Origin of the sequence: Nocardia sp. NPDC049190, from assembly GCF_040648115.1 — a bacterium.
GTDB lineage: Bacteria > Actinomycetota > Actinomycetes > Mycobacteriales > Mycobacteriaceae > Nocardia.
Genome location: NZ_JBEZDE010000015.1, coordinates 111,969 through 125,249 on the forward strand (window position 1 = coordinate 111,969; position 13,281 = coordinate 125,249).

Annotated in this window: 11 protein-coding genes; 6 read left to right on the plus strand and 5 right to left on the minus strand. The window is 66.8% G+C overall.

What is annotated here, in order from left to right; all coding sequences use genetic code 11:
• The first annotated feature begins 9 nt into the window (after window positions 1–9).
• Window positions 10–1,707 (plus strand): enoyl-CoA hydratase-related protein, encoded by a 1,698-nt coding sequence (locus tag AB0B25_RS15820; protein WP_357179255.1) that lies wholly within the window; start codon window positions 10–12, stop codon window positions 1,705–1,707.
• Between the two features lie 211 nt (window positions 1,708–1,918).
• Here AB0B25_RS15820 and AB0B25_RS15825 read toward each other — a convergent pair whose 3' ends face one another.
• The 4 genes from AB0B25_RS15825 to AB0B25_RS15840 all read right to left on the minus strand — a co-directional run bounded on the left by AB0B25_RS15825 (window position 1,919) and on the right by AB0B25_RS15840 (window position 4,857).
• On the minus strand, window positions 1,919–3,397 hold the full coding sequence (locus AB0B25_RS15825; RefSeq protein WP_357179258.1) for an amino acid permease: 1,479 nt from the start codon (window positions 3,395–3,397) through the stop codon (window positions 1,919–1,921).
• 259 nt (window positions 3,398–3,656) lie between these two features.
• Window positions 3,657–4,031, minus strand: coding sequence for a fluoride efflux transporter CrcB (gene crcB, locus AB0B25_RS15830; protein ID WP_357179260.1), 375 nt, complete (start codon window positions 4,029–4,031; stop codon window positions 3,657–3,659).
• Window positions 4,028–4,381: a DUF190 domain-containing protein gene (locus AB0B25_RS15835; protein WP_357179262.1), complete on the minus strand. Its 354-nt coding sequence runs from the start codon at window positions 4,379–4,381 to the stop codon at window positions 4,028–4,030. Before AB0B25_RS15835 ends, crcB begins: the two co-directional genes overlap by 4 nt.
• Window positions 4,378–4,857 (minus strand): CrcB family protein, encoded by a 480-nt coding sequence (locus tag AB0B25_RS15840; protein ID WP_357179265.1) that lies wholly within the window; start codon window positions 4,855–4,857, stop codon window positions 4,378–4,380. Before AB0B25_RS15840 ends, AB0B25_RS15835 begins: the two co-directional genes overlap by 4 nt.
• A 416-nt stretch (window positions 4,858–5,273) precedes the next feature.
• On the opposite strand from AB0B25_RS15840, the gene AB0B25_RS15845 reads away from it, so the two are divergent.
• From AB0B25_RS15845 to AB0B25_RS15865, 5 genes are all read left to right on the plus strand, one after another.
• Window positions 5,274–7,988 carry an AAA family ATPase gene (locus AB0B25_RS15845; protein ID WP_357179268.1) on the plus strand — a complete coding sequence of 905 codons (2,715 nt, stop codon included), beginning with the start codon at window positions 5,274–5,276 and terminating at the stop codon, window positions 7,986–7,988.
• A 238-nt stretch (window positions 7,989–8,226) separates the two neighbouring features.
• Window positions 8,227–9,273, plus strand: coding sequence for an alpha/beta hydrolase (locus AB0B25_RS15850; RefSeq protein WP_357179271.1), 1,047 nt, complete (start codon window positions 8,227–8,229; stop codon window positions 9,271–9,273).
• Between the two features lie 29 nt (window positions 9,274–9,302).
• Window positions 9,303–10,019, plus strand: a complete 717-nt coding sequence (locus tag AB0B25_RS15855) for a molybdopterin-dependent oxidoreductase (RefSeq protein WP_357179274.1) — start codon at window positions 9,303–9,305, stop codon at window positions 10,017–10,019.
• Window positions 10,020–10,032: 13 nt separating this feature from the next.
• The gene (locus tag AB0B25_RS15860) at window positions 10,033–10,671 is read left to right on the plus strand and encodes a cytochrome b/b6 domain-containing protein (RefSeq protein WP_357179277.1); all 639 of its coding nucleotides are present in this window, start codon (window positions 10,033–10,035) and stop codon (window positions 10,669–10,671) included.
• On the plus strand, window positions 10,668–11,405 hold the full coding sequence (locus AB0B25_RS15865; protein ID WP_357179280.1) for an MBL fold metallo-hydrolase: 738 nt from the start codon (window positions 10,668–10,670) through the stop codon (window positions 11,403–11,405). Before AB0B25_RS15860 ends, AB0B25_RS15865 begins: the two co-directional genes overlap by 4 nt.
• Before the next feature lie 374 nt (window positions 11,406–11,779).
• Here AB0B25_RS15865 and AB0B25_RS15870 read toward each other — a convergent pair whose 3' ends face one another.
• On the minus strand, window positions 11,780–13,261 hold the full coding sequence (locus AB0B25_RS15870; RefSeq protein WP_357179283.1) for an NAD(P)/FAD-dependent oxidoreductase: 1,482 nt from the start codon (window positions 13,259–13,261) through the stop codon (window positions 11,780–11,782).
• Between the last annotated feature and the right edge of the window lie 20 nt (window positions 13,262–13,281).

A 13,281-nucleotide genomic window follows, 5' to 3' on the forward strand; every position in this document is an offset into this window, starting at 1 on the left:
AAGGGGGCTATGGTGCGCATTCTCCTGGTCGCCAATGCCTTCAACAGTCTCACTCAGCGCGTCTACACCGCACTACGCGCGCGCGACCACCACATCGGCATCGAACTGGCCCTCGGCGACGACCTGCTGCGCGCGCGAGTGGCGGCCTTTCGACCGGAACTGATCCTCGCGCCCATGCTCACCACGGCGATCCCGATAGACATCTGGTCCGCGCACACCGTGCTGATCGTGCATCCGGGACCTAAGGGCGACCGCGGCCCCTCATCCCTCGACTGGGCCATCCACGAGGGCGAACCCGAGTGGGGCGTCACAGTGCTCCAGGCCGCGGAAGAGATGGATGCCGGACCCATCTGGGCCTCGGTGTCGTTCACCGTCGCACCTTGCGGCAAAAGCGAGCTGTACCGCAACGAGGTCGCCGACGCCGCGGTGCAGGCCGTGCTGCTCGCGGTCGATCGATTCGACGAGGACGGATTCGAGCCCGAGCCGCTGGACTACCACCGACCGGACGTCCTGGGACAACTGCGGCCCTATCACGATCAGCAGATCCGCCGGATCGACTGGTCCACTGACGACACAGCTGTCGTGCTGCGCAAGTTGCGCGCCGCCGATTCTCAACCGGGCGTCCTGGACGAGCTGTACGGGCGGGAATACTACCTGCACGGCGGCCATGGCGAAGATCAACTGCGGGGTGTCCCCGGCACCGTGATCGCCGTCCGCGACGGCGCGATCTGCCGGGCAACCGTCGATGGCGCGGTGTGGGTGCCACAGCTACGTCCCCGTCGGGTATCGGGCGGCCCGCCGACGTTCAAGCAGCCCGCGACGGATGCGCTCGGGCTCGACCTGCCCGCATCGATCCCGGAGGTACCCGTCACGCCTTCCTCGGCTGCCATCCGAGAGACCTGGTCCGAGTTGCGCTACCGGGAAGAGGGCACCGTCGGCTACCTCGAGTTCTCCTTTCCGGGCGGCGCGATGAGTACTCGCCAATGCCGCAACCTGCTGGCGGCCTTCCAGCAGGCGGCTACCCGGCCGGTCGATGTACTCGTGCTCGGCCCCGCCCGAGACTTCTTTTCAAACGGCATCCATCTGAACGTGATCGAGGCGGCCGAGGATCCCGCCGAAGAGTCCTGGCTCAACATCAACGCAATGAACGACCTGGTAGAGGCCGTGCTCACCACCACGGACAAGTTCGTGATCTCGGCCTTGGCGGGAAATGCGGCGGCCGGCGGCGTGATGTTCGCGCTAGCCGCTGATGAGGTCTGGTGCCGGGAGTCGGTCGTGCTGAACCCGCACTACCGACTGATGGGCCTGCACGGCTCGGAGTATTGGACCTACACCCTGCCGCAGCGTGTCGGCGCGACCGAGGCCGAACGGCTGACGCGAGAGGCCCTTCCGCTCGGCGCCCGAGACGCCGCGGCGCTCGGGCTGGTGGATCGCGTCCTGCCCGGCAGCGCCGAGACCTTCTGGGTCTCGATACGGCGGGCGGCGGCAGAACTGGCCGGCAGTCCGAATCTGGCGAACCGCCTGGTGACGAAGAAACAACGCCGAGCCGCCGACGAGGCGGCCAAACCATTGGCCGCTTACCGCAGCGCGGAGCTGGCCCAAATGCGCCGCAATTTCTTCACCGCGGGTGAGCCGTATCACGAGCGGAGGCGAAACTTCGTGTACAAGGTGCGTCCGACTCAAACGCCGCCGCACCTGCTCGGCTGAACCCCCACCGCCTCTCGAGGGCGTGTCGCGCAGCAGCCGAATTGTAGATGTTGCGGTGATATAGGCGATTGCGTGGCGGGGACGGCGAAAGCCTCCCCGGCTGCAGCAGATTCGGACATGACCAGGTCCGTGGCGACGGTGATCGGCGCGAGACCCGGCCCGACCGCGAGCAACTCTGCCAGCGGCAGCGGGGGTACGGTCCTCGAAGCCGTCAGGAGCGCAACGGTGAGGTTCGTGCGCGCCGGCGCACCCACTGCGCGACCGAATAGGCCACCAGGAGCACCCCTAGGCTGACCAGGCTCAGCCACAGCTGCGGCCTGGTGGCCTCGATCAGGCTCATCGAGAAGATGATGACGACGATGCCGACGACGGTGACGATGCCGAGCCACGGGTGCAGCCACATCTTCAGGCCCAGCATGGTTCTCTCGTCGTCGGTCATGCGCGAGCGCAGGCTCAACTGGGAAAGGGCGATGATGACATAGACGAACAGGGCGACCGCCCCGGCGGAGTTCATGATGAACGAGAACACCCGATCTGGTGAGACGTAGTTCATGGCGACCGCCACATAGCCCACGATCGTGCTGAGCAGGATCGCCTTCCAGGGAACCCCGCGCGAGTTGCAGTCTTTGGTCCAGTTCGGTGCCCATCCGCGGTTGGCGAGGGCGAACAACATCCGGGAGGCGGTGTAGAGGCCGGAGTTGAGAACCGACAGTGCCGCGGTGAGTACGACGATATTCATGATCTGCTCGGCCGCGGGAAGGCCGAACTTGTCGAAAGCCGCCGCGAACGGGCTGGAGTTGCTGGGAATCTCGGTCCAGGGAGTGATCATCAGCAACAGCGCCACGGATCCGACATAGAAGATGAGGATCCGCCACAGCACGGTGTTGGTGGCCTTGGCCACCGCTTTGGCCGGGTGCTCCGATTCGGCGGCCGCCATCGTGACGATCTCGGCGCCGAAGTAGGAGAAGATCACCACCACGACACCCTGCAGGATCGAGAATCCACCGTTGACGACGAAGCCGTATCGACCGATATCGGCCACCGACAGCTGCGAGCCCGGCCAGAGTCCCAGGACGACAAGCGCACCGACGGAAAGGAATACGATGATGGTGGCAACCTTGATCGAGGCGAGCCAGAACTCGGTCTCTCCGAACGAGCGCGCCGACAGCAAGTTGGTGGCCGTCAGGATGAACATGAGCACCAGCGCGAACACCCAATCCGGTGCGTGGAACCATCCGCCGAGGAGTTTGCCACCGACGACGGCTTCGAAGGCAACCACACCAACCCAGAAATACCAGTACAACCACCCGACGACGAAGCCGGCGCGTTCGCCGAGCGCCTCTCGCGCATACTCCATGAACGAACCGAGAGTGGGCTTGGCGGTGGCCATCTCACCGAGCATGCGCATGACGAAGATGACGAGCACCCCGCCGAGAGCATAGGACAGTACCGCCGCCGGACCGGCGGTGTGAATGACCGATCCGCTGCCGACGAACAGACTGGCGCCGATGATTCCGCCGAGAGCGATCATCGTCAGGTGCCGTTGCCGGAACCCGCCCTTGTGGAGGGTCCGTACCGGCTGCCCGGATTCGGCGCCCGCGGGATCTTTCTGCCCCGCGTGCGCGGAAGTCCCCGGCGGCACCCCATCCCGTGCTGGCGGATTCACGTCTGATTTGCGACTGAGGGCCATCGCGCCTCCATAGCTCAGTTGAATTCAGGCAAGATAGCAGCACAGTGCAGTCCCTCACACGGGGTGAGGCTACCGAGGGTTCTGATTCACTGGACGAGTCACAAGATCGGTTGGAGTTCACCCGTATCGACCGATGCAATAGACCGCCCGCGATGCGCATTGGTCCAGCACCATCGTGTCGCCAAACGTCTGTGGGCGCTGAGCGCCGCTGGCAGGCGGATCGGAAAACGCCGCGCGATGGCCTTCCAGCCGGCGCGTGTCAGGACCAGATCGCTTGCGCGAGTGCCGAACCGGCGAAGGACGCACCCAGTCCGATACTGACACTGGCGATCACGTTGGCCATCGCATAGAAGCGGGCGCCGGTTTGGGCCAGCCGCAGGGTTTCGTAGGAAAACGTCGAGTAGGTTGTCAGCGCGCCACAGAATCCGGTGCCGATGAGCAACTGGAGGGAGGAGTCGGCGACACCAGCGGTGGCGGCGCCGGTAAGGGCACCGAGCACAAGGCTGCCGCTGACGTTGACGGCGAAGGTGCCCCAGGGATACAAGGTGTCGTGCCTGGCTTGGATGAATCGATCGGTCAGATATCTCAGTGGTGCGCCGATCGCGGCACCGGAGATGACCAGGAGCCAGGTCACTTCGTCGCTCCAGCCGGGCGGCCGACGTATCGGATGACATCGACCTCGTCGAGGATCGCCAGTCCCTCGCTGACGAGTTCGTCCAGTTGCGGGAGAAAGGCGCGGATGCGGTCGGCGGCGTCGACGATCACGATCGCAACTGGTAGATCCTCACTGAGAGACAGCAGTCGCGTGGTGTGGATGTGGGAGGAGGCGCCGTAACCTTCGATGCCACGGAAAACGCTGGCACCGGCCAGGCCGGCCCGGTGGGCGCGGTGCACGATCTCGGTGAACAGTGGTTTGTGGTGCCACGTGTCGCTTTCGCCGATGAACACGGTCAGCCGCAACGCGGCCCCGTTGAGGCTGGTCATCCTGTCCTCCCGGTAATGATGCGGTGGGTGAGCGAAGCGGCGCTCCAGGTCGCGGCCAGCGCCGTGACCGGTGTGGTAACCAGCAGCGTGAGGCCGGTGACGGCGTGGCCGGTGCCGACGAGATGGGTGATGTCGGCGGCATAGGTGGAGAAGGTGGTGTAGCCGCCGAGGATCCCGGTGCCGACGAAAGGCCGCAGCAACCGGCGCGCGGTCCAGACCTCGGTGACCAAGACCATGAACACGCCCATGATCGCGCAGCCGGTGATATTGACGCTCAGCGTGGTTACCGGGAACGTCCCGGCAGCGGTGGGCCACAGCAACCCTGCCCCGTATCGGGCGCACGCACCCAGCGCCCCGCCGATCGCGATCACAGCCACGATCGGAGCCTGCTCGGCGAGTTGACCGCGACGTTGCGCGGGATCGAACACATCTGGATCGATGTCGGGCTGTTCGCTATCGGAAGCTGGTATCGGCATGGGCGGCTCCTACTCGTGCAGCACCCGGTGCGGGCGCGTGTCATCACAAGCAGGGACCGTTGGCGGCGTCGTCAGCCGCGGTTCGGGTACGGCGGGCCCCACCGCCGCGCGCGCAACTCCTCGCCGAGGAACTGCCGCTGATGATCAGGATAGGACATTGCCGACGCTCCGTGCCGTTGATCACTGCCGGCGCACCTCATGCGGCACTGGCAATGTGGCGATATGGATGGATTCGGTAGGCGATGCCACCGATCGTCGCCGTGTGGCCAGGGCAGCGATGACCCCGAGCAGCATGTCACCGGCGTTACCGAAGCCAGGTCGGTACCTCAGTCGCCTCGACTGCGGGTCCCGCCGGTTTGGGTAGGGTCACATCGGGGCCTGGTATCTGCAAGAGACCCGAAGGAGGAGTCCACACCATGCTGTTGTTCGGGCGAGATGCCGAGCTGAAGGATCTGGGTGCACTCGTCGACGGCCCCCGGGACCGCAGCGGAATTCTGATCCAGGGGCAACCTGGCATCGGGAAGTCGGCGCTGGTGGACGAGGCGGTCGCCGCCGCGGCCATCGCGGGGCTACGGGTACTGCGGACCGCCGGTGTCGAAGCCGAACAAAACTATGCATACGCCGGGCTGCAGCGCCTGCTGTACCCGCTGCGGCAGGGGCTCGATGGTTTGCCGGCACGCCAGTACGATGCGCTGTCGACCGCATTGGGGCTTGCGGACACCAGCGATGATCCGAGCGCCTATCTGGTCGGGCTCGCCGCATTGACGCTGCTGTCCGACGCAGCGGACGACCGGCCGCTGCTGATAGTCGCCGAAGACGTGCACTGGCTCGATCAAGCCAGCATCGAAGTCCTCGCCTTCCTTGCCCGCCGCATCGACACCGAGCCCATCACCCTGATCACCACCCTCCGCGATGACATCACCGCACCGTTCGCCGACACGGGGCTGAGCCTCATGCGCCTCGAGCGGTTGTCCGACGACCACGCCGCGGCACTACTGGACCTCACGGCACCACAGCTTCCCGCGCCGATCCGTGATCGCCTGCTCGCCGAAGCCCAGGGCAATCCGTTGGCGCTGACCGAGCTACCGGCAGCGGTGGGTGACTTCGACGAACTCACCGGCACGCTGCCGCTCACCGAACGGCTCGAACGCACCTTCACTGCCCGCGGCGCGGCGCTTCCTTCGCGTATCCGGTCCGCGCTACTCGTCGCCGCGCTCAACGACAGCGACTCGATCGCCGAAACACTCACCGCCACAGGCATTCTCCTCGGCAGCACGGTCGAGCCCGAAATCCTCGCACCCGCGGTCGAGGCCCGGCTGATCACACTCGGTCCTGGCACCGTGACCTTCCGGCATCCGCTGATGCGGTCGGCAACCACGGCAACGGCGACAGGTGACGAACGCCGGCGCGCCCACCTCGCGCTCGCCGACGCCCTCGGCAAGCGCCCGGATCGGCGCGTATGGCACCACGCGGCGGCCGCCCTCGGACCCGACGAGCAAGTGGCCCTCGAGCTGGAAGGCGCCGCCGAACGGGCACGACACCATGCGGGCGCGATCGCGGCGCTGGAACGAGCCGCCGCCCTCAGCGAAGGCCAGGGCCGCCGAGCGGACCGCCTACTACGGGCGGCCGAACTGGCCGTCGATTCCGGCCGTCGCGACACCGCCGAACGACTGATAGAGACCGCGCGCACGCTTCCGTTGACGCCCCGGCACGATGCCACCGCAGCCTGGTTGCTCAGCGGATTCGAGGACGGAGTGCGCGAGGATCCCTCGCACATAGGCGAATTGGCCGCGCTGGCGGCATCTGTTGCCGCCGACGGGTATGCCGATGCGGCGATGCGGATACTGTGGGGTGCGGCCATGCGGTGCTTCTGGATCGAGCCCGGAGCCGACACCCGCCGCGCGCTGCTCGCCGTCGCCGACGCACTGCCCATTCCCGACGATGACCCCCGTCTGGTCGCGGTCGCCGCGTATGTGGCACCGTTCGAACGCGGTGACCACGTCCTCGGCCACCTCCGGGCACTGGCGTCGACCAGCGGGCGCGACCCCGAGGCCGCCCGCTTCCTGGGCAGCGCGTCACTGCAGGTAGGCGCCTTCGACCTCGCCGCCCACTTCTCCGCCGCCGCCGCACCCGGGCTACGCGCCGCCGGACAGCTCGGGTTGCTTCCCCGCGCACTCGCGGTCCAGGCCTGGAACCTGGCCCGGCTCGGGGATCTCGCCGTGGCGGCGCCGGTCGCGGCCGAGGCCGCGGCCTTCGCCCGCGAAACCGGCCAGCCGTTCATGCACGGGCTGGCCAAGGCAGTACAGGCCGAGATCGCGGCGCTGCACGGGGATTACCCGCGGGCCGCGGGCCTGACGGCGGACGCCGAACGGATCGGGCTCGCCTCCGGCGCACGACCCGTGCTCGCCACTGTTCAGCTCACGCGCGGGCTCACGGCCTTCGGCGAGGGCCGTTTCGAGGACGCCTTCGCCGATCTGAGCCGGATCCACGACCCTCGTGATCCGTCCTATGCCCCTGCCCTGCGCGCATATTTTCTCGCCGAACTCGCCGAGGCCGCGGTCCGGGCCGGGCAGACGGACGCCATGCGGGATCTGCTGCGCGGACTGGCACCAGCGGCAGCGTCCACCCCCTCGCCCGCCCTGCACATCGGATTGCGCTACGCGCAGGCCGTCCTCGCCACGGAGGCGGCCGACGCGCAGTTCCTCAGCGCGCTGGAGGCAGACCTGACCGGGTGGCCGGCCGAACGCGCCCGCTTGCACCTCGCCTATGGCGAATGGCTGCGACGGCAGCGCCGGGTCGTCGAATCACGGACCCATTTGCGTACGGCCAGAGAGACTTTCGACGCACTCGGTTTCGCCGCTTGGAGCGAACGGGCGCGTCTGGAACTGCGCAGCGCCGGCGAATCGAGCCCGAACCCCAGCCCGGACGCGAGCGAGCGGCTCACCCCGCACGAGTTGAGCATTGCGCAGCTGGCGGCTCAGGGCCTGACCAACCGCGAAATCGGACAGCGGCTGTACCTGTCGCACCGGACCGTCAGCACCCACCTGCACCGCATCTTCCCCAAACTCGGCGTCAGCTCGCGCACCGATCTCGCGGCGCTACTACCGACCGCGGACGACACGCCGGCGTGAACCCGAGGTCCCGCGGGTGTTCGAGACGGCGTGTCCGTCCTGAGATCGGCAGTCGTCGCTGCTGGTGACCCGCCAGTGGGTGACGTACGTCCGACCGACGGTGATTACGTCATCCGACGGTCGCGGCGATCGCTGCGCGCCGCCTAGCGTCGGTGCGCAGGGTCGGCGACGTCACGAACCAGGTGCTCGGACTCGCCGCCCATCGCCCCTTGGACGACATTTTCGCAGGAGGACGCACATGAACATCAGCAGACGACTATTCGGGGGAGCAGTCGCAGCGGGCGCCGCGGGGGTGGCCGTGGCGTCGCTGGGTGCGTGTTCCTCGGACTCCACCACCGCACCCGCGACCACGACGCCGGGTTCGGATCTGCGGGCAGGGTCGGGTGCCAACACCACACTCGGCCCGATCAAACACATCGACGCCGGTGTACTCGACGTCGGATACGCCGAATTCGGTCCCAGCACAGGCCAACCCGTCCTCCTGCTACACGGCTGGCCCTATGACGCCTATAGCTACGCCGACGTCGGACCACTGCTGGCCGCCGCCGGCTACCGAGTGATCGTTCCGTTCCTGCGCGGCTACGGCCCGACCACCTTTCTGTCTGCTCAGACCGTCCGCAACGGCCAGCAATCGGCGTTCGCGCGCGACATCGTCGACTTCATGGACGCCCTGCACATCGACGAGGCCATCCTCGGCGGATACGACTGGGGCGCGCGGACGGTCGACATCATCGCCGCACTGTGGCCGCAACGCTGCACAGCGATTGTCTCGGTGAGCGGATACCTGGTCACCCAGCGAGCGGCGCAACAGCAACCGCTGCCGCCGGAGGCCGAACTCGGCTGGTGGTATCAGTACTACTTCGCCACCGAACGCGGCCGTCTCGGCTACACGCGCAACCGCCACGACTTCAACAAACTGATCTGGCGGCGTGCCTCCCCACAGTGGAACTTCGACGACGCCACCTACGACCGCAGCGCCGCCGCCTTCGACAATCCCGACCACGTCGACATCGTCATCTCCAATTACCGCTGGCGGCTGAGCCTGGCGCCCGGCGAGCCGCACTACGACGCCTACGAACAGCAACTCGCCACTGGACCGGCAATCTCCGTGCCCGCCATCACCATCAGCAGCGATTTCGACGGCGCGGCCCAGGACGGAAACGCCTACCGCGGCATGTTCACCGGCAAATACGAACACCGGATCCTCAACGGCATCGGACACAATGTCCCGCAGGAAGCCCCGCACCCATTCACCCAGGCGATCATCGATGTCGACCATTTCTGACGACCACCGCATCGGATGCGTGTGACGTGATGAACAGGGAGAAAAGACCGGAGGGCACCCCGATCGGACGGCGCACCGTGCTAGGAATGCTCGGCATCGGGGCAGCAGGCTTCGCCGCGGCGCCCTATCTGCAACGCGGCTGGGAAGGAGCGCTCGCCAAGGCATCCCAGAACGACCCGACCGGGCTCACCGGTCTGCTACCCAGCCCGACCGGATTCCGGTACTACAGCATTGTCGGATCGGTCCCGCGTAAGAACGAGACCGACTACGAACTCACCATCGACGGACTCGTCGATCACCCGAAGACGTACACGCTTGCCGATCTGCGCGCCATACCGCAGACGAGGATCGTTCACGACGTGCTGTGCACCGACGGGTGGCGGGTGAACAAGACACCGTTCGAAGGTGTGAGATTGACCGACCTGCTCGCGGAGGCCGGTGTCGTGAACGGCGCGAAGGCTCTGCGCTTCACATGTTTCGATGGCGCCTACAGTGAGAGCCTCACGCTCGGCCAGGCACGGCGTTCGGATGTGCTCGTGGCTCTGCGCATGCAGGACGAGCCGATCACCCATGAGCACGGTGGGCCCGTTCGGTTGTATGTGGCCCCCATGTATTTCTACAAGTCGGCCAAGTGGCTGTCCGGCGTATCGGTCACCGACAGGGTCATTCCCGGCTACTGGGAAAAGCGCGGTTATGCGGTCGACGGCTGGCTCGATGATGCGGACCGGACCGATGGACCGACGTGACCGCCATGGCGGGATGCCTCGGTTCACGCGCGCCGAACGCATGACGCACCGGGTGACCGGGATACTGATGCTGCTGTGTCTGACGACCGCCGCCTGCCTCTACCTGGCGCCGCTGGCCCAACTGGTCGGCCGCCGTCACCTGATGGTCGCCGTGCACGTGTGGTCGGGAATTCTGCTGCCCGCACCGCTCTTACTCGGGCTGCTCTCACCTGCCCTCCGCGCCGACTTGCGGATGCTGAACCGCTTTGCGGCCTACGATTGGCAATGGCTGCGCGCCATCGGCACACGCTCGCGCCCGGCCGGGAAGTTCAATGCGGGACAGAAGCTGTATGCGAGCTGGTTCGTCGGTGCGGTGCTGGTGATGATGTGCACCGGCGTGCTGATGTGGATCACGGGCTTGCTCCCGTTCCTTTCCCGCACCAGCGCGATCTTCGTCCACGACGCCCTGGCGTGGGCGATCTCGATTGTCCTGGCCGGGCATATCGGTAAGGCATACCAGGACCCGGAAGCGCGGCGTGGCATGCGCACGGGCTACGTCGAGCGCGCGTGGGCCGCCCGATATCACCCGCGGTGGCTGGATGACCGGGCTGTCGGCAACCGGGCCGCCGAAGTCGGCGGAACTACTCGTCATCGAGGAAGGACACGCATGTGAACATCAATCAGGTTTCCGATTCGGTGTATGTGGTGGCCGGCACGAATGTCAACTGGGCGCTGGTCAGCGACGGCTCCGGCGTCACGGTGATCGACGCCGGCTATCCGAGGGACACCGAGGCGGTGCTGGCGTCCGTGCGTCGAATCGGTCACGCGGTCTCCGATATCGCCGCGGTGTTGCTGACCCATGCGCACCTCGACCACGTCGGCGCGATCCCCACCCTCGTCGAGCAGGTCGGTATGCCTGTCTATACCGGTGCGGAAGAGGTTCGTCACGCCAGACGCGAGTATCTGCAGCAGATCACCCCGATGCAGATGATTCAGCAATTGACGACCTACCGCGGCGCCCGGTGGGTGACACAAACGCTGCACGCGGTCGTCGGACATATCAGCACCAGCATCCCCTCGGCCACAGTGGGAGAAGAGTCGGCACTCGCGTCACTGCCCGGTGGTTTCGTGGCGTTACCGACACCGGGCCACACCGACGGTCACACCGCGTACTTCATGCCGTCGGAAGGGGTGCTGTTCTCTGGCGATGCGTTGGTCACCGGGCACCCGCTGCTGCGCGAGACCGGGCCACAATTGCTGCCGAGAGTGTTCAACCACAACGAATCCGGCACCCTCGCCAGTGCGCGTTCGCTCGCCATCGAACAGGCGCGGATCCTCGTCCCTGGACATGGGCTTCCCGCTCACCAGGACCTGCCGAGTCTGGTCGCCGCCCTCCGCCCGGCATAGAGCCCGATCAGTCCCGTTCCGAGACGACCCCGCGGGCACGGTCGGAAGAGAGATTCGTTTCGGTGAACCTCGATCTCGTCGATGGTCTCCGGCAGAGTGCGGCCGACCCCTACCTCGCGCCCGCCGTGAGCCGGCCCAACCAAACAAGCTCGTCACGCATGTGGTTCGCCGAGTCGTCCTCGAGGGCCACCGCCGCACCGGCGTGCAGCACCACCCGACTGCGAATTACATTGTGCTACAACGACATATGAGGTCGTAGTCGCACTGATCGCCGGGACCATAGATTCTGCGCAACTACTGCTGCGCTCGGGCATCGAACCCGAATCCGACCTGCGGCGCGCGCACGTGGATGCCGTGCACGCGCCGGTCGAGCTTCAGTAGGTTGTAGTCGCGGCGTTTATGCGCGGGTACTGGTCGTCGCGATAGGTTTCCAGCAGCCGAAGCCAGATTTCGCTGATGGTGGGGAAGGAGGGCACGGCGTGCCAGAGCCGTTCGAGGGGAATCTCGCCGGTGATGGCGATGGTGGCCGAATGCAGGAGTTCGGCGACTCCGGCCCCGGCGAAGGTGGCCCCGACGACGACGCGCCGCTCGGGGTCGATGAGCAGGCGTGCCCGGCCCTGATACGACGGGTCGTGCTGGATCGCCCCGGCGACCGATCCGATGTCGTAGTCGACGACGTCGACGGCCCGCCCGGTGCGGGCGGCGTCGTCGGTGGTGAGGCCGACGGCAGCGATTTCCGGGTCGGTGAAGATGACCTGCGGTACCGCGACGAGGTCGGCGGTACCCGCGTGCCGTCCCCACGGCCCGGTGTCGAGGTCCAGCCCGCGTGCTCGGTCGGCGATAACGGCGCCGGCGATCCGTGCCTGGTATTTGCCCTGATGAGTGAGCAGGGCCCGGCGGTTGACGTCGCCCACGGCGTACAACCAGTCGCCTTCGACCGCGGTGACGGTGAAGGTGTCATCGGTGGTGAGCCACTCCCCGGGTGTCAAACCGACGGTATCGAGCCCGACGTCCTCGGTGCGGGGCGCGCGTCCGGTCGCGAGCAGCAGTTCGTCAGCGACGATCCGGCTGCCGTCGCCGAGCGTGAGATGGATGCCGTCGTCCGGCCCGCCCGCGCGGTCGGCCGAGGTGATGGTGGTGTCGAATCGCAGATCGACGCCGACTTTCCGTAGTTGCCTCTCGACCAGTTCCGCGGCGAAGGACTCGACTCGGGTGAGCAACCGGGGCTCGCGGGCGATGAGCGTCACCTGGGACCCCAGCGCCTGCCAGGCAGTCGCCATTTCGGTGGCTACGACACCGGCGCCGAGGATGGCGAGCCGCTGTGGCACTTTTTGGGCGCTGGTGGCTTCGCGGCTGGTCCAAGGGCGCACGCTGTCGAGTCCAGGCAGTGGCGGGAGGGCCGCCGACGTGCCGGTGCACACAGCTACCGCGTGCCGTGCGGTCAGTCGTACCGTCTCGCCGTCAGGGGTCTCGACCGTCACCTGACGCGTCCCGGCGAGTCGGCCGTACCCGCGGATCAGCGCGATACCTGCGGATTCGAGCCATTCGACCTGCCCGCTGTCGTTCCAGTCGGCGGACATGCGGTCGCGGTGTTTCAGGACTGCGTGGGCATCGAGCGGTCCGGTGACCGCACTGTCCACGCCGGGAAATCGTGCGGCTTCGGCGTGCAGCAGCACCGGGCGCAGCAGAGCTTTGCTTGGTTCGCAGGCCCAGTACGAGCATTCGCCGCCGATCAGCTCGGATTCGACGATGATGGTGCGCAGTCCGGCGGCGCTGGTGCGGTCGGCGACGTTCTCGCCGACCGGTCCGGCCCCGATGACCACAACGTCGTAGGTCTGAGAGTTCTTGTCGGACATGGGGTGTGCTTTCGGTGGTG